The organism is Pigmentiphaga kullae, assembly GCF_004216695.1.
Taxonomy (GTDB): Bacteria; Pseudomonadota; Gammaproteobacteria; order Burkholderiales; family Burkholderiaceae_B; genus Pigmentiphaga; species Pigmentiphaga kullae.
On sequence record NZ_SGXC01000001.1, the window covers coordinates 2,469,414 to 2,485,977 of the forward strand.

Sequence of the window (16,564 nt, forward strand, 5' to 3'; positions counted from 1 at the left end):
GCCGCGAGATTCCGGCCAATCAGTCCACCGGACCTACTCCACGGCCTTGACCATGTCCTCGACGACCTTCTTCGCGTCGCCGAACACCATCATGGTCTTGTCCAGGTAGAACAGTTCGTTGTCCAGGCCGGCGTAGCCCGCCGCCATCGACCGCTTGTTGACGATGATGGTGCGCGCCTTGTAGGCCTCGAGGATGGGCATGCCCGCGATGGGCGACTTGGGATCGTTCTTCGCGGCGGGGTTCACCACGTCGTTGGCGCCCAGCACCAGCACCACGTCGACCTGGCCGAACTCGGAGTTGATGTCCTCCATTTCGAATACCTGGTCATAGGGAACTTCGGCTTCCGCCAGCAGCACGTTCATGTGCCCCGGCATGCGGCCGGCCACCGGATGGATCGCGTACTTCACGTTCACGCCCTTCTCGGTCAGCTTGGTGGTGAGTTCCTTCAGCGCATGCTGCGCGCGCGCCACGGCCAGGCCGTAGCCGGGCACGATCACCACGGTCTCGGCATTGGTCAGCATGAAGGACGCGTCGTCGGGGCTGCCCGACTTGACGCTGCGCTGCTGTTGTTCGCCCGCCGCGCCGGCCGCCGAGGCGTCGCCGCCGAAGCCGCCCAGGATCACGTTGAAGAACGACCGGTTCATCGCCTTGCACATGATGTAGGACAGGATCGCGCCCGACGAGCCCACCAGCGACCCGGCGATGATCAGCATGGGGTTGTTGAGCGAGAAGCCGATGCCGGCCGCCGCCCATCCGGAGTAGCTGTTGAGCATCGACACCACGACGGGCATGTCGGCGCCGCCGATGGGGATGATGATGAGCACGCCCAGCACGAAGGCGATCGCCGTCATGATGACGAACGGCGTCCAGTCCTGGGTGGCCGCGAACCAGATGCCGCATCCGATCATGACGAGGGCCAGCAGCAGGTTCAGCATGTGCTGGCCGGCGAACACCACCGGCGCGCCGCGGAACACGCGCAGCTTGTAGCGGCCCGACAGCTTGCCGAAGGCGATGACCGACCCGGAGAAGGTGATCGCGCCCACGAAGGTGCCGATGAACAGCTCGATGCGGTTGCCGGTGGGAATGGGGATGCCTGGATCGGCGATGCCGAAGGCATGCGGTTCGGCCACCGCCGCGATGGCGATGAACACCGCGGCCAGGCCGATCATGCTGTGCATGAAGGCGACCAGCTCGGGCATCTTGGTCATTTCCACGCGCTTGGCCATGATGGTGCCGGCGGTGCCGCCCACCAGCAGGCCCAGCACGACCCAGCCCAGGCCGGCCAGGGGTTCGGCGGCGAGCTTGCCGATCAGGGCGGCGGTGGTCAGCACGGCGATGGCCATGCCGACCATGCCGAAGGTATTGCCCATGCGCGAGGTCGTGGGGTGCGACAGGCCCTTGAGCGCCTGGATGAAGCACACCGAGGCGATCAGGTAGAGCAGGGTGACGACGTTGAGCGATAGCATCAGCGGGCCTCCTGCTTGGCGGCGTCGGCCGGGGCGGCCTTGGGCTTCTTGCGGAACATCTCGAGCATGCGCCGCGTGACCAGGAAGCCGCCGAACACGTTGACCGCGGCCAGCGCGACGGCCAGCACGCCCATGGTCTTGCCCAGGCCGGTGTCGGTCAGCGCCGCGGCCAGCATGGCGCCGACGATGATGATGGCGGAGATGGCGTTGGTGACGGCCATCAGCGGGGTGTGCAGGGCCGGCGTGACGTTCCAGACCACGTGGTAGCCCACGTAGATGGCCAGCACGAAGATGATGAGGTTGATGATGGTATGGTCGATGAGTTCCATTACTTGTTCCTCAGCACGCGGTTGGCGTCGCACACCATGCAGGCGGCAACGATCTCGTCTTCGCGCTGGATGGCGGGAGCGCCGTCCAGGGCGACCACCAGCTTCAGGAAGTCCAGCAGGTTGCGGGCATACAGGGCGGACGCGTCGGTCGCCACCTGCGCGGCGAGGTTGGTGTAGCCGACGATCTTCACGCCGTGCGCCTCGACCACCTGGTCGGGCCGGGACAGCGGGCAGTTGCCGCCGCGTTCCACGGCCAGGTCGACGATGACCGAACCCGGTTTCATGCCGGCCACGGTTTCCTCGCTGACCAGCACGGGCGCGGGGCGGCCCGGAATCAGCGCGGTCGTGATGACGATGTCGGCCTGCTTGCAGCGTTCGGCCACCAGCGCCGCCTGGCGCGCCATCCACGCCGCCGGCATGGGGCGCGCGTAGCCGCCCACGCCCTGGGCGATCTCGCGTTCCTCGTCGGTCTCGTAGGGCACGTCGATGAACTTGGCGCCCAGCGATTCGATCTGCTCCTTGGCGGCGGGACGCACGTCCGAGGCCTCGACCACCGCGCCGAGCCGCTTGGCGGTGGCGATGGCCTGCAACCCCGCCACGCCCGCGCCCAGCACGACGACGCGCGCGGCCTTGACGGTGCCGGCGGCGGTCATCAGCATGGGCATGAAGCGGCCGTAGTGGTCGGCCGCGACGATGACCGCCTTATAGCCCGCGATGTTGGCCTGCGAGGACAGCACGTCCAGGCTCTGCGCGCGCGTGATGCGCGGCGCGGCCTCGAGCGAGAAGCCGGTCACGCCGGTGGCGGCGAGTTTCTCCAGGCCTTGCGCGTCGAAGGGGTTGAGCATGCCCAGCAGGATCTGGCCCGCGCGCAGCAGCGCGAGTTCGGACTCCTGCGGGGCCTGGACCTTCAGCACCAGTTCTGCCTGCGCGTAGACCTGCGCGGCATCGGGCAGCAGCGTGGCGCCCGCGGCGGCGTAGGCTTCGTCGGGGAAGCTGGCCTGCCGCCCGGCGCCGGCCTGCACCAGCACCTGGTTGCCGCCTGCCGACAGTTTTTTCACGGTTTCCGGCGTTGCGGCAACACGTGTCTCCCCCGGCCGGATTTCAGTCGGGACCCCAATCTTCATGAGATTCTCCTCGTTGCGTTGTGGCGGTCGAACACAAGGGCGTTGCCGTCTTGCGCGGCCTGTGGCGATTCCCCTCGCGTCGCCCGGAGCATCCTAGCATGCCCCGTCAAATCGGCCGCTCGGGCCGGCACGGCACGGCACGCAATTCTCCTCTGGTTGACGGGTTGTATGATAACCGGGCAATATGCTTGCTTCGATGTTTTCCCACCGCTTTCGTCACCGCATGTCATCCACTCCCTTGCGCAGCAGCAACCTGGCCGAACAGCTCAGCGAAGTGCTCGCCACGCAGATCGTGTCGGGCGAACGCGAAGCCGGCAGCCGCCTGCCCACCGAAGAACGCCTGGCCGCAGATTTCGGCGTCAGCCGAACCGTGGTGCGCGAGGCCATCGCGCGCCTGAAGTCCGACGGCCTGGTCACCACCCGCCAGGGGCTGGGCGCCTTCGTCGCGGCCACGCCCGCGGGCCGGCCGTTCCGCATCGATGGCGAGCGGCAGGAGGCGAACGCCATCGTGCAACAGGTGTTCGAACTGCGCATAGGCGTGGAGACCGAGGCCGCGGCCCTGGCCGCCGCCCGCGCCACCGCGGCTCAGGTCAAGGACATCCGCCAGGCGCTCAAGATCCTGAACCAGGCCAGCCAGCGTGGCGGCGACGGGGTCGAGGAAGACATCCTGTTCCACCGGGCCATCGCGCGCGCCGCCAACAACCCGGTCTACGACGATTTCTTCGGATTCCTGGAACGCCATACCCGCAACCAGCTCTCCATCAGCCGCCGCAATTGCGAGCAGGCAGGCTGGCTGGCCGACATCACGATGGAACACGAGGCCATCTACGAGGCCATCGCCGCGCACGATCCAGCCGCCGCCCGGCAGGCCGCCCATGCCCACATGAGCAACGCCATGGCCCGCCTGCAACGCATCCAATCTCATTGACCCAAGGAAGAGAGACATGTCCGCACCTCCCCGCCTGCAAGGCCTGCTTGCCCCGGTCGTCACGCCGTTCCAGCCCGACATGCTGCCCGATGCCGACCGCTTCGCTCGCCATTGCCAGTGGCTGCTCGACAGCGGCTGCGCCGGCCTGGCCATCTTCGGCACCAACAGCGAGGCCAACTCGCTGTCGGCCACCGAGAAGATCGAATTGATGGGCAAGCTCGTCGCCGACGGCATCCCCGGCGCCAAGCTGATGCCCGGCACCGGCGCGTGCTCGGTGCCCGAGGCCTCGCAACTGACCGCCGCCGCCGTCAAGCATGGCGCGGCCGGCGTGCTGATGCTGCCGCCGTTCTTCTACAAGGGCGTGCCCGACGAAGGCCTGTTCCGCTACTACAGCCAGGTCATCGAGAACGTCGGCGACTCGGCGCTGCGCGTCTACCTGTATCACATCCCGCCGGTGTCGCAGGTGCCGATCTCGCTGCCGCTGATCGAGCGCCTGATCAAGGCCTATCCCGACACCGTCGTGGGCCTGAAGGATTCGTCGGGCGACTGGAACTACTCCAAGTCCGTCATCGACGCCTTCGCCTCGACCGGCTTCGACGTCTTCCCCGCCAGCGAAACGCTGCTGCTGCGCGGCCTGCGCGCGGGCGGCAAGGGCTGCATCACTGCCACCGGCAACATCAACCCCGGTCCCATCAGCCAGCTCTACGCCAACTGGCAGGGCCCCGACGCCGAAGCCCTGCAGCAGAAGGTCACCCAGACCCGCGAACTGGTGCAGAAGTACTCGATGATCCCGGCGCTCAAGGCGGTCATCTCTTATTTCGCGCAAGACCAGGCCTGGCGCGCCGTGCGTCCGCCGTTGACCGAGCTGCCGGGGGAGCAGGAAGCGGAGCTGATCGGCAAGCTGGAGGAACTGGGCTTCGACATGCCGGGGTTGAGAGAAGACTGAATCGCCGTCCACGAATGGGTGTCCCCTCGCTGCTGGAGCCGGTTCTACAGCAGCCTGGCGTGTTCGTGAACGAACCGTAGCAGCAGGTCGGTGGCCGGCGCGGTGTCGTCGAGCCGCCAGACGACCTTGATCTCGTCCTGCGCGGCCGCGGTCGAGAGCGGCAGGACGCTGATGTCTCCCGCCTTGACATAGTCGCGGACGTAGGCGGTCGGCATGATTCCCAGCATGCTGTTCGCGCGCAGCAACGACGTGTTGACCGACAGCGCGATCGACTCGACCGAACCGTTCCCCGGCCGGATGCCTTGCGCATGGAAAATCCGTTCCAGCAGGATGGCGGTGGACGAACCCTGGATCGGCAGTATCCAGGGCAGGCCATCCGCGTCGCGCCACTGCACGCTTCGTCTCGTCGCCAGGGCATGGCCGGGGCCGCACACGATGGCGAGCGGATCTTTCATGATCACGCGCTGCTCGAAGCGGGGGGACAGCCGGTGCTCCGTATCACGGGCCAGGATGATGTCCAGCGTGCCGTCCGCCAGCAAGGGCGCCAGTTCGGCGAACCGGCCCTCGCGCAGCCGGATCGTCGTCCCCGGAAACCTCGCGCGCAGATCGCGCACCAGCGCGGGCAGAAAAAAAGGCGCCACGGTGGGGACCGCGCCGATGCCGATCTGCTCGGCGGCGCCGGCGAGCAACTCGATGAGCTCGATCCGCGTCCGTTCTATCTGATCCAGCACTTGGCGGGCATGGCGGGCCAGCAGCGTGCCGGTCGGGGTGAACTCCACCCGGTTGCCGACGCGCCGAAGAATTTTCTCTTCCAGGTCCCCTTCCATTTCCGCGATCTGCTTCGAGATCGCGGGGGGCGTGACGTTGAGCAGGCTGGCCACGCGGCGTAGCTGCTTGAGATCGTCGATGGCCGCGATCAGGCGTATCTGGCTCATGCGGAGCCGTGTCCGGAAGAATCTTTCGATCGCCTCGGATTTCATCTGTCGTCCGTCCTGGCGTTGCGGTTGAGTTTTATCTCAACTGTTATATATCAAAATTCAATTTTATTGAGTTATTTCTCAACCTATCATGCCGGCATGTTAGTCAGACCTGGACATTCGACATGCCTTTGAAAGCGGAAGAGAACGAACTGTTGACGCGTACCGGGCCGGGTACGCCCATGGGTACCCTGCTGCGCCAGTATTGGATACCGGCGATCCGGTCGGGCGCGCTGGAGCGGGATGGCGCGCCTGTGCGCGTGCGTCTTTTCAATGAGGACTTCGTCGCTTTCCGGGGGACGGACGGCCGCGTTGGATTGCTGGACGAGGCCTGTCCGCACCGGGGCGTGTCGATGGCGCTGGCGCGCAACGAGGAAAACGGCCTGCGGTGCATTTTCCACGGCTGGAAATTCGACACCGCGGGGCGTCTGGTCGATGCACCCTGTGAGCCCGAGGCGCGCCGTGAACGCTTCTGCGCGAGCGTGCGGGTCAGCCAATACGCGGTGCGGGAAGCGGGCCGCGTGGTCTGGGTCTACCTGGGACAGGGCGAAGCGCCGCCATTCCCGGATTTCCTGTTCAACACCCTGCCTGCGGAACAGGTGTGCATCCGGCGCGGCGTGGTTCCGTACAACTGGATGCAAGGCGTGGAGGCTCACATCGATTCGTCCCACGTGGCATTCCTGCACCGCGGTTTCCTGGGTGAGGAAGGTCCCATCGAGACGAGCACCCGCGACAATCTTGCCATGATGATGCAGGATACGACGCCGAAGTTCGAAATGAACGATACGCCCTACGGCTTGCAGGAAGCGGCGTTGCGCGGCCTGGACGATGGTTCGGTCTATGCCCGCATCCGCGAGATCGTCATGCCGTTCTACACCTTCATCCCCGGTCCCGAAGAAGGCCCCTTCAGCGCCCGGATCAGCGTGCCGATCGACGACGAGACCAGCGCGGAGTGGTACATCCTCTATCACCCGACCCGACCGCTGTCCGAGGAAGCGATCACGACGCTGTTCCATGGAACCGCCGACGATCCGGACAACTTCGCCGCCAATCTCGGCCAGCCGGAACACCTGTGGGGCCAGGATCGCGCCGCGATGAAGAACGGGCATTTCAGCGGGCTTACCACCAACCTGTCGTTCGAGGATTTCGTCGTCCAGTCGTCGATGGGCAAGCGGGTCGACCGGACCAAAGAGCAACTGGGGTCGGCCGACATCATCATCGTCAAGGTGCGCCGGCTTTTTCTCGAGGCCTTGAAGCGGCTGGGCACCGGCGAAGCGCCGTGGCGTACCGGCTTCGACTATGCGTCGATCCACGCCAGGTCGGTTTCCTTCGACGGTTCGGAGGTGGACTGGCGCGCATTTACCATGAAGGAGACTGTATGAAAACGAGTTTCAGCCTGCGGCGCCATGTCGCCTGGATCGTCGTCGCCTGTAGTTGCGTGGCGACGGGCGCCGCCATCGCGGCCGATGCCGACAAATTCCCGTCGCGTCCGGTCAAGATCGTCGTCCCGACCGCGCCCGGCGGATCGATCGACACGACCGCGCGCATTCTTGCCGAGAAGCTACTCGAGGTCTGGGGCCAGCCGGTGGTCGTGGAGAACCGGCCCGGCGCGTCGATGATGATCGGGGCCGAAGCGGTCGCGCGCGCCCAGCCGGACGGCTATACCTTGATGGTGGTCCACGACGGCGCCATGGCCATCAATCCGGCTGTCTACAAGACGCTGCGCTACCAACCCGGCAAGGACTTCGTCTCGATTTCGCTGATCAACAGCATTCCGCTCGTGCTGCTGGCCAATCCGTCCCTGAAGGCGAACACGGCCAAGGACCTGATCACTCTTGCCAGGCAACGGCCGGGCGCCTTGAATCATGCCAATGGCGGCCCGGGAACCTTGCTGCCGTCCCAGTTGTTCAAGGCCATGGCCGGCATCGAGTATCTCGAGGTTCCCTACAAGGGGGCTGCGCTGGCGCTTGCCAGTACGATCGCGGGGGATACGCAGATCACCATCGCCGATCTGGCCAGCGCCAGCGGCTTCATCAAGAGCGGCCGGCTGCGTCCGATCGGGATCGCTTCTTCCGAACGGAGCCGGGCGTTTCCGGATCTGCCGACCATTGCCGAAGAGGGCGTGGCCGGATACCAGGCAGACATGTGGGTCGGCGCATTCGCCCCTGTTGGTACGCCCCAGGCCATCGTCGACAAGATCGGTCAGGACATCCGCCGCGTGCTGGAGGAGCCGGCCGTCAGGACGAAGATGGAAGCGCTCTACATGACACCGGTCGGGTCGACGGGCGCCGAACTTGCCTCGATCATGGCGCGCGACACGCTTCGCTGGTCCAAATTGGCCAAGGAGCGGAACCTCGAGATAGAGCAGTAGTGGCGAAGCGGGGCGCGGCCGCCTTGCGCGCCGTTGCCTCACCTGTTTCTTCAACGATCCCTTCATGAACAGCAGCTCACTCCTTACGGTACTGGTTCACGCCATCCGCCTTGAAGCGCAGGGCATCATCAGTGTCGAGTTCCGCTCGCCCACGGGCGAAGAACTGCCTGCCTTCGCCGCGGGCTCCCACATCGACCTGCATCTGCCCAACGGCCTGGTGCGCAGCTATTCGCTGTTCAACTCGCCCGAAGAGCGGCATCGCTACGTGGTGGGCGTGCTGAACGACCGTAACAGTCGCGGCGGTTCGCGCTTCGTGCACGAGCAGCTGCGCGTGGGCTCGACCATCAAGATCGCGCCGCCGCGCAACAACTTCGAGCTGGACGAGTCGGCGGCCAAGTCGGTGCTGCTGGCCGGCGGCATCGGCGTGACGCCCATCTTCTGCATGTACAACCGCCTGCGCGCCATCGGCAAGCCGGTGGAACTGGTTTATTGCGCGCGCACCAAGAGCGAGGCGGCGTTCGTCGACGAGCTGGTGGCCTCGGGCGGCAAGGTCACGACGCGCTTCGACGACCAGGCGGGCGGTCCGCCCAACCTGCGCGAGCTGCTCGGTTCGCAGCCTGCCGACACGCACTTCTATTGCTGTGGTCCCACGCCCATGCTGGATGCCTTCGAGGCCACCTGCAAGGAACTGGGCTACCAGAACGTGCATATCGAGCGTTTCGCCGCCGCCGGCGAAGTCACGGCGGCGCAGGAGGGCAGCTACCAGGTCGAACTGGCCAAGTCGGGCAAGACCATCGACGTGCCGGCCTGCATGGCGCTGCTCGATGCGCTGCTTGAAGCGGGTATCGACGCCGACTACAGCTGCCGCGAAGGGGTGTGCGGCGCGTGCGAAACCGCGGTGCTGGAAGGCACGCCCGATCACCGCGATTCGGTGCTGACCGAGCGCGAGCGGGAATCGAACAAGACCATGATGGTCTGCGTGTCGGGCTGCAAGGGCAGCAAGCTGGTACTGGATATCTAGCCGCGCCCCCGCGCCCCGAAGGGGGTCAGCAAATGATCCCGCCCCCCAGGCAGACTTCGCCGTCGTACAGAACGGCGGATTGCCCGGGAGTGACGGCCCATTGATGCTCGGGGAAACTCAGTTCGAAGGTTTCGCCGCCGGCGGCGGCGAGCATCGCGGGGGCGTCGGGCTGGCGGTAGCGCGTCTTGGCGCCATAGCTGCCCGGCGCCGGCGGCTCGCCCGCCACCCACGAGGCCTGCTGGGCCCGCAAGCTATCGGCCAGCAGCCAGGGATGATCGTGGCCTTGCACGATATACAGCGTATTGCTTGCCAGATCCTTGCGCGCCACGTACCAGGCGTCGGCGGTGCCGTCTTCCTGCTGCCGGCCCTTGACGCCGCCTATGCCCAGGCCTTTGCGCTGGCCCAGCGTGTAGAAGGACAGGCCCACGTGCTGGCCCAGCACCTGGCCCTCGGGCGTGCGGATCGGTCCCGGCTGGGTGGGCAGGTAGCGGTTCAGGAATTCGCGGAAAGGCCGCTCGCCGATGAAGCAGATGCCGGTCGAGTCCTTCTTGGCGGCATTGGACAGACCCAGTTCGTGCGCGATGCGCCGCACCTCGGTCTTGCGGATCTCGCCCAGCGGAAAGACCGTGCGCGACAGTTGCGCCTGGTTCAGCCTATGCAGGAAATAGCTCTGGTCCTTGGTGTGGTCCAGGGCCTTGAGCAACTGGTGACGCCCGGCCTGCGGCCCCGACTCCACACGGCGCACGCGCGCGTAGTGGCCGGTGGCGATGTGTTCGGCGCCCATGCGCATGGCATGGTCCAGGAAGGCCTTGAACTTGATCTCGGCGTTGCACAGCACGTCGGGATTGGGCGTGCGGCCGGCCGAATACTCGCGCAGGAATTCGGCGAACACGCGGTCCTTGTATTCGGCGGCGAAGTTGACCGCCTCGATGTCGATGCCGATGACGTCGGCCACGCTGGCGGCATCCAGCCAGTCCTGGCGGGTCGAGCAGTACTCGGAATCGTCGTCGTCTTCCCAGTTCTTCATGAAGAGGCCGACCACCTCGTAGCCCTGCTGTTTCAGCAGCCAGGCGCTGACCGACGAATCCACGCCGCCGGACATGCCCACTACGATGCGTCCCTTACTGCTTGCCATGATGCGTATCCACGATTGCCGTATGTGTGTAGAGCGCGTCCAGCGCCAGCCACGGCCGGCCCGACGCCCGCGCGCGCAGATAGTCGTCCACGCAGCGCATGACCAGCGGACTGCGGTGCTCGGCCTGCCGGGCGCGCAGTTCGTCGGCGGAGATCCAGAACGCGCGGCGTATGCCTTCGTCCAGGGCGCGGCCGGGAATCGGCTGGCCTGCCTCGCCCACGAAGGCGAAGCGCAGGAAAGTCGGCGCATCGGCGGCTTCGGGGCGCCACAGGTACGTGCCCAGCCATCCCGACGGTACGAAGGGATGCGCGGTCTCTTCCAGGGTTTCGCGCCTGACGGCGCACTCGAGCGACTCGCCGGCTTCGAGGTGGCCAGCCGGCTGGTTCAGCCTGACGCCGTCGTCGGTGTCTTCCTCGATGACCAGAAACTTGCCGTCGCGCTCGATCACGGCGGCGACGGTGACTCGGGGCGTCCAGACCATGGAGGGTACTCGTTCGGATCCATGGGGGATTTTATCAAAGGGGGGGCGCCGGCGCGGCGGACTATCCCTCGAAGGCCTCGGGGTCATCCAGCACGATCCGCGCGGTCTTCTGGTAGTGCTCGGTCAGCAGTTCGACGGCCCGATCGGCGTCGCCCGCCGTGATGGCTTCCATCAAGGTTTCGTGTTCGGCCTGGATCGGACGGTCCGGGAAGATCTTCTGCACCGACAACTGGCGATAGCGGTACAACTGGTCCGCCAGTTGTTCGCAGAAGCCGATCAGCCAGCGCGACCCGCATCCGCCTATCAGCGCCCGGTGGAAGGCCCGGTGGCGCTGTTCCCATTCCGGGTTGGCCTCGAAGCGGTCGTCCCGCAGCGAGCGCGGCGTCTTGGACAGGCGGTGGAAGGCCAGGACCAGGTCCTCTTCCCATTGCGCGGAGCCGGATGCCATGGACTTGCGCAGGGCGATCTCTTCCAGCCAGCAGCGGGTGTTGGTGATCTCGACCAGGTCGGCGGGGCTGACCGCCGCCACGGCGAAGCCGCGCTGGTCGCGCTGCTCCACCAGGCCATCGGCGGTCAGCCGGTTCAGCGCCTCGCGCACGGGGGTCTGGCCGGCGCCGTAGTGGTGGCCGAGGAATTCGATCTGCAGCTTGCGCCCGGGCGGCAGCAACCGGCCCGCCAGCAGATCGGCGCGCATGCGGTCGTACAGCGTGGTGGCCTGGGTGGCGGCGGGGGCGCCGGGGTCGGCCGGTGGGGCGGGGGTCTTGGCCACGAAAACTCCATGAGGCCCGTTGCGGGGCAGCCGTGCGGGGTGCCGGCCCGGTGGATTTTATATGAAAGTGTATAAAACGCCGCATGAATGGAAAATATGTATAAAAAATTGCCTTCCTGAAAAATGTATATAAAATGGCGGAACCAAAGGAATAACCGCCCCGCGGGGCCGGCGTCTTTGCGCGTGCAGGCACGTGCGTTTTCACCCCACTATCGGAGTTAGAGATGAAATTCGTGAGTTTCCGCAAGGATGGCGCCGTGCGCCTGGGCGTCCTGGCCGATGACGGCATCATCGACCTGAACCAGGCCCAGCCGCAGGTCCCGGCGGACCTGGGCGCCGCGCTGCAGGCCGGCGTCGACCTCCAGGCCGCCGCCAAGGCCGCCATCGCGTCGTCGGCTCCGCGCCTGCCGGCCGACTCCATCGCCTACGCCCCCGTGGTGCCCCGTCCCGGCAAGATCATCTGCCTGGGCCTGAACTATTTCGACCATGCCAAGGAAGGCGGCCGCGACAAGCCCGAATACCCCTGGTTCTTCTTCCGCGGCGCCACCTCGCTGCTGGCCCATGGCGAACCCACGGTGCGTCCGCGCGTGTCCGACAAGTTCGACTACGAAGCCGAACTGGCCGTGGTGATCGGCAAGGCCGGCCGCCACGTCAAGCGCGACCAGGCCATGGACCTCGTGTTCGGCTATGCCTGCTTCAACGACATCTCGGTGCGCGACTACCAGAAGCGCACGCCGCAGTGGACCATCGGCAAGAACTTCGACGCCACGGGCGCCTTCGGTCCGCACCTGGTCACCGCCGACGAACTGCCGGCCGCCGCCAAGGGCTTGTCGATCAAGTGCCGCCTGAACGGCCAGGTCATGCAGGACGCCAACACCAGCGACATGATCTTCGACATTCCCGAGACCATCGAGCTGCTGACCGAAGTGCTGACCCTGGAGCCGGGCGACGTGATCGTCATGGGCACGCCTGCCGGCGTGGGCCAGGCGCGCAATCCGCAGGTCTGGATGAAGCCGGGCGACGTGGTGGAAATCGAGATCGAGAAGGTCGGCCTGCTGCGCAACCCGGTAACGGCTGAAGCCTGATATCCGTTTCTTCCGGCCGGACGGCCGGAAGGGAAGCGAGGGGTAGGTGGCCGCCGTCAGGAAGCGGCCTGGGTCTGGGGCAGCATGGCCTCGAAGGATTCGGCCTGGGCCATGGGCCAGTACTTCCGGTAGACCTCGTAGGGCGGCGTGCCGGCCAGCAGCTCGCCGCGCTTCAGGAAGGGGAAGAGGCTGGCCAGCAGCTTGACTTCGTTGCCCGAGATCCGGCGCACGATGTGCTCCGGGCTGAGCTTGGACGGATGGTCCATGCCCGCCGCCGACACCAGTTCGCTCAACGCGCGCAGGGTATTGCGGTGGAAGTTGTAGACCCGCTCGGCCTTGTCCGGCACGACCAGGGCCTTCTGCCGCAGCGGATCCTGCGTGGTGACGCCGGTGGGGCAGCGGTCGGTGTGGCAGGCCTGCGCCTGGATGCAACCCAGCGAGAACATGAAGCCGCGCGCGCTGTTGCACCAGTCGGCGCCCAGCGCCAGCGTGCGCGCGACGTCGAAGGCGGTGATGATCTTGCCCGAGGCGCCTATCCGTATCCGGTCGCGCAGGTTCACGCCGACCAGGGTGTTGTGGACCAGCAGCAGGCCGTCCTGCAGCGGCACGCCGACGTGGTCGGTGAATTCCACCGGCGCCGCGCCGGTCCCGCCTTCGGCGCCGTCCACCACGATGAAGTCCGGCGTGATGCCGGTCTGCAGCATGGCCTTGACGATGGCGAACCATTCCCAGGGGTGCCCCACGCACAGCTTGAAGCCCACGGGCTTGCCGCCCGAGAGCCGGCGCAGGCGCGCCACGAACTGCATCAGGCCGATGGGCGTGGAGAACGCGCCGTGGCGCGAGGGCGAGTTGCAGTCCACCCCCACCAGCACGCCACGCGCCTCGGCGATCTCGGGCGTGACCTTGGCACCCGGCAGGATGCCGCCGTGGCCCGGCTTGGCGCCTTGCGAGAGCTTGATCTCTATCATGCGCACCTGCGGCGAGGTGGCGTTGGCCACGAAGGCTTCCTCGCTGAAACCGCCGTCGGCGTCGCGGCAGCCGAAATAGCCGGACCCGATGTTCCAGACCAGGTCGCCGCCCGGCGCCCGGTGATAGCGGCTGATGCCGCCTTCGCCGGTATCGTGGGCGAAATTGCCCTTGCGGGCGCCGGTGTTGAGCGCTGTCACCGCGTTGGCGGACAGGGCGCCGAAACTCATGGCCGAGATATTGAAGATCGAGGCGCTGTAGGGCTGGGTACAGTCCGGCCCGCCCACGGTCACGCGGAAATCGAAGTTCTCGATGTGCACCGGGGCCATCGAGTGGTTGATCCATTCGTAGCGCCGTTCGTACACGTCTTCCTGGGTGCCGAACGGGCGCTTGTCGATGTCCTGCTTGGCGCGCTGGTAGACGATGGAGCGCTGGTTGCGCGAGAACGGCGCGGCCTTGGTGTCGTCTTCGAAGAAGTACTGGCGCAGTTCGGGACGGATGAACTCGAACAGGAAGCGCAGGTTGCCCAGGATGGGATAGTTGCGGCGGATGGCGTGCTTGCGCTGCAGGAGGTCGAAGATTCCCAGCGCCAGCAGCGCCGCGAATATCAGCGCCGGGATCCCCCAGTCGGCGTCGTCCGCGGCCAGCAGGCCGAATACCACGGTGCCCAGGACGGCCAGCCATAGCGTGGTGTATCGGGGGGCAAACCAGGACATGCGCGACTCCTTGGGGCTGAAACGGAGTCAAGCATAGCAGCGCGGGACGGCGGGGCCGGGATCAGCCCTGGCGCGGATCGGTGTCGGCGAAGGAGGGGCGCTGCGCCAGCTTCTCGGCCAGGCGGGCCAGGTTCGGGTGGCCGTCGCGCCAGTCGCGCTCGGGATAGCGGAAGTCCAGGTAGCCCAGCGCACAGCCGACCGCGACGTCGGCCAGCGTGTAGCTGTTGCCGGCGCAGAAGGGTTTTTCGCCCAGGCCGGTTTCCATGGCTTCCACAGCGGCGTCGATCTTGCCCTGCTGGCGCGCGATCCAGCTCTCGCTGCGCAGCGCCTCGGGGCGCTGGGTGTATTCGGCGCGTATCAGCACGGCGGCATCCAGCAGGCCGTCGGCCAGGGCTTCCCAGCACTTGACCTCGGAGCGCTCGCGGCCCGACGGGGGCAGCAGCCGGCACACGGGCGTGATCGTGTCCAGGTATTCGACGATGACCCGGGAATCGAAGACCGCGCCGCCGTCCTCCATGATCAGGCAGGGGACCTTGCCGAGCGGGTTGGAGTCCTGGATGCGGGTGTCCGCCGCCCACACGTTTTCCTGTTCGAACTGGTAGTCGAGCTTCTTGTCTGCCAGGACGATGCGGACTTTGCGGACGAAGGGGCTGGCCAACGAGCCGATAAGTTTCATAGGGCGAGAGCCGGATGGTCCTAAAATCAGGGCCGGCCGGCGGGCATGGATGGGCCGCGGAGTATACCATCCGGACCCGTCCCCGGATAAGGTGCGGTGCTACAATTTCTTTTTACTTTCAAGCGCTTATGAAGACTTCCGACCAGCTGACCCCCCTCAATGCATTGTCGCCGCTGGACGGCCGCTATGCCAGCCGCGGCGCGCTCCTGCGCCCGCTCTTGTCCGAAGCCGGCTTCATGCATCACCGGGTGCAGGTCGAGGTCGCGTGGCTGGTGGCGCTGTCCGACGCGGGACTGCCCGAATTGCAACCCTTCTCCGTCGCCGCGCGCCAGCGCCTGGCGGAACTGGTGGCGGAATTCTCCGAATCCGACGCCGCCCGCATCAAGGACATCGAACGCACCACCAACCATGACGTGAAGGCGGTGGAGTACTGGCTGAAGGAAAAGGTGGCCGACAACGCCGAGCTGTCCGCCGCGGCCGAGTTCATCCACTTCGCCTGCACCTCCGAAGACATCAACAACACCTCGCACGCGCTGATGCTGCGTGCCGCCCGCGACCAGGCCCTCGTGCCCTCGCTGCGCAAGGTCTACGACAAGCTGGCGGCCCTAGCCGAGCAGCATGCCGACCAGCCGCTGCTGTCGCGCACCCACGGCCAACCCGCCAGCCCCACCACCATGGGCAAGGAGTTCGCCAACATGGCGGCGCGCCTGGGCCGGGCCATCGCCGAGATCGAACGCGTCGAACCGCTGGCCAAGCTCAACGGCGCCACCGGCAACTTCAACGCCCACCTGTCGGCCTATCCCGAGATCGACTGGGAAGCCTTCAGCGCCAAGGTGCTGCAGGGCCTGGGCCTGACGCAGAACCGCCACACCATCCAGATCGAGCCGCACGACTGGATGGCCACGCTGTTCGACGCCGTGGCGCGCGCCAACGTGATCCTGCTCGACGTGAACCGCGACATCTGGGGCTACATCGCGCTGGGCTACTTCAAGCAGCGCCTGAAGGAAGGCGAGATCGGCTCGTCCACGATGCCGCACAAGGTCAACCCCATCGACTTCGAGAATTCCGAAGGCAACCTGGGGCTGGCCAACGCCACGCTGCGCCACCTGGCCGACAAGCTGCCGGTGTCCCGCTGGCAGCGCGACCTGACCGACTCCACCGTGCTGCGCAACCTGGGCGTGGCCTTCGGCTACTGCCTGGTGGCCTACGATGCCTGCCTGCGCGGGCTCGACAAGCTGGAGATCAACGGCGCGGCCATCGACGCCGACCTGGACGCCTGCTGGGAAGTGCTGGCCGAACCCGTGCAGACCGTCATGCGGCGCTACGGCCTGCCGCAGCCCTACGAGCAGTTGAAGGCCCTGACCCGCGGCAAGGGCATCAGCGAAGAGGCGCTGCGCGAGTTCATCCTGGGGCTGGAGCTGCCCGACGAGCCCAAGGTCCGGTTGCTGGCGATGACGCCGCGCAACTACATCGGCCTGGCGGCCAAGCTGGCGCGCGAGCTGTAGCAAGGCAACCCGCCGGATGTGGGCGCCGGCGCCCACATCCCGGGAACCCTGGCGCGCCGCGCGCATCG

The 16,564-nt window shown here is 66.5% G+C and carries 16 protein-coding genes; 7 read left to right on the plus strand and 9 right to left on the minus strand.

The annotated features are described in order from the left end of the window. Positions 1 to 33 precede the first annotated feature (33 nt). From EV675_RS12045 to EV675_RS12055, 3 genes are read right to left on the minus strand one after another with little or no spacing between them, the layout of a single operon-like run. Complete coding sequence (locus EV675_RS12045; RefSeq protein ID WP_130357465.1) at positions 34 to 1,467, minus strand: NAD(P)(+) transhydrogenase (Re/Si-specific) subunit beta; 1,434 nt, start codon at positions 1,465 to 1,467, stop codon at positions 34 to 36. Further along, positions 1,467 to 1,796, minus strand: coding sequence for an NAD(P) transhydrogenase subunit alpha part 2 (locus EV675_RS12050; protein WP_124688255.1), 330 nt, complete (start codon positions 1,794 to 1,796; stop codon positions 1,467 to 1,469). Before EV675_RS12050 ends, EV675_RS12045 begins: the two co-directional genes overlap by 1 nt. Next, positions 1,796 to 2,920 carry a Re/Si-specific NAD(P)(+) transhydrogenase subunit alpha gene (locus EV675_RS12055; RefSeq protein ID WP_130357466.1) on the minus strand — a complete coding sequence of 375 codons (1,125 nt, stop codon included), beginning with the start codon at positions 2,918 to 2,920 and terminating at the stop codon, positions 1,796 to 1,798. Before EV675_RS12055 ends, EV675_RS12050 begins: the two co-directional genes overlap by 1 nt. Positions 2,921 to 3,143: 223 nt before the next feature. On the opposite strand from EV675_RS12055, the gene EV675_RS12060 reads away from it, so the two are divergent. Together EV675_RS12060 and EV675_RS12065 are read left to right on the plus strand one after the other, a co-directional pair. Continuing rightward, a complete protein-coding gene (locus EV675_RS12060) occupies positions 3,144 to 3,848 on the plus strand; it encodes a FadR/GntR family transcriptional regulator (protein WP_165404561.1) in 705 nt (234 codons plus the stop codon). A gap of 16 nt (positions 3,849 to 3,864) precedes the next feature. Then, the gene (locus EV675_RS12065; RefSeq protein ID WP_130357468.1) at positions 3,865 to 4,794 is read left to right on the plus strand and encodes a dihydrodipicolinate synthase family protein; all 930 of its coding nucleotides are present in this window, start codon (positions 3,865 to 3,867) and stop codon (positions 4,792 to 4,794) included. A 44-nt stretch (positions 4,795 to 4,838) separates the two neighbouring features. Here EV675_RS12065 and EV675_RS12070 read toward each other — a convergent pair whose 3' ends face one another. Continuing rightward, the gene (locus EV675_RS12070) at positions 4,839 to 5,729 is read right to left on the minus strand and encodes a LysR family transcriptional regulator (protein ID WP_165404562.1); all 891 of its coding nucleotides are present in this window, start codon (positions 5,727 to 5,729) and stop codon (positions 4,839 to 4,841) included. A 167-nt stretch (positions 5,730 to 5,896) separates the two neighbouring features. Here EV675_RS12070 and EV675_RS12075 point away from each other — a divergent pair, with 167 nt between their 5' ends. The 3 genes from EV675_RS12075 (at position 5,897) to EV675_RS12085 (ending at position 9,163) form a co-directional block, all read left to right on the plus strand. Further along, on the plus strand, positions 5,897 to 7,153 hold the full coding sequence (locus EV675_RS12075; protein WP_130357470.1) for a Rieske 2Fe-2S domain-containing protein: 1,257 nt from the start codon (positions 5,897 to 5,899) through the stop codon (positions 7,151 to 7,153). After that, entirely contained in the window at positions 7,150 to 8,142 is a 993-nt protein-coding gene (locus EV675_RS12080) for a tripartite tricarboxylate transporter substrate binding protein (RefSeq protein ID WP_130357471.1), read from the plus strand. Before EV675_RS12075 ends, EV675_RS12080 begins: the two co-directional genes overlap by 4 nt. A 64-nt stretch (positions 8,143 to 8,206) precedes the next feature. Continuing rightward, the gene (locus EV675_RS12085) at positions 8,207 to 9,163 is read left to right on the plus strand and encodes a PDR/VanB family oxidoreductase (RefSeq protein WP_130357472.1); all 957 of its coding nucleotides are present in this window, start codon (positions 8,207 to 8,209) and stop codon (positions 9,161 to 9,163) included. Positions 9,164 to 9,188: 25 nt separating this feature from the next. Here EV675_RS12085 and mnmA read toward each other — a convergent pair whose 3' ends face one another. The 3 genes from mnmA to EV675_RS12100 form a co-directional block, all read right to left on the minus strand. Beyond that, positions 9,189 to 10,298, minus strand: coding sequence for a tRNA 2-thiouridine(34) synthase MnmA (gene mnmA, locus EV675_RS12090; RefSeq protein WP_130357473.1), 1,110 nt, complete (start codon positions 10,296 to 10,298; stop codon positions 9,189 to 9,191). After that, complete coding sequence (locus EV675_RS12095; RefSeq protein ID WP_242621391.1) at positions 10,285 to 10,779, minus strand: NUDIX hydrolase; 495 nt, start codon at positions 10,777 to 10,779, stop codon at positions 10,285 to 10,287. Before EV675_RS12095 ends, mnmA begins: the two co-directional genes overlap by 14 nt. 61 nt (positions 10,780 to 10,840) lie before the next feature. After that, entirely contained in the window at positions 10,841 to 11,548 is a 708-nt protein-coding gene (locus EV675_RS12100; protein WP_242621392.1) for a GntR family transcriptional regulator, read from the minus strand. Between the two features lie 224 nt (positions 11,549 to 11,772). On the opposite strand from EV675_RS12100, the gene EV675_RS12105 reads away from it, so the two are divergent. Beyond that, a complete protein-coding gene (locus EV675_RS12105; RefSeq protein WP_087837046.1) occupies positions 11,773 to 12,633 on the plus strand; it encodes a fumarylacetoacetate hydrolase family protein in 861 nt (286 codons plus the stop codon). A gap of 56 nt (positions 12,634 to 12,689) precedes the next feature. Here the strand turns inward: EV675_RS12105 and EV675_RS12110 are convergent, their stop codons facing one another. Both EV675_RS12110 and EV675_RS12115 read right to left on the minus strand, forming a co-directional pair. After that, complete coding sequence (locus tag EV675_RS12110; RefSeq protein ID WP_130357475.1) at positions 12,690 to 14,315, minus strand: FMN-binding glutamate synthase family protein; 1,626 nt, start codon at positions 14,313 to 14,315, stop codon at positions 12,690 to 12,692. A 61-nt stretch (positions 14,316 to 14,376) separates the two neighbouring features. Beyond that, complete coding sequence (locus tag EV675_RS12115; RefSeq protein WP_124688269.1) at positions 14,377 to 14,991, minus strand: glutathione S-transferase C-terminal domain-containing protein; 615 nt, start codon at positions 14,989 to 14,991, stop codon at positions 14,377 to 14,379. 128 nt (positions 14,992 to 15,119) lie between these two features. Between EV675_RS12115 and purB the strand changes: the two genes are divergently transcribed. After that, positions 15,120 to 16,496, plus strand: a complete 1,377-nt coding sequence (purB, locus tag EV675_RS12120; protein ID WP_130357476.1) for an adenylosuccinate lyase — start codon at positions 15,120 to 15,122, stop codon at positions 16,494 to 16,496. Positions 16,497 to 16,564: the final 68 nt, after the last annotated feature.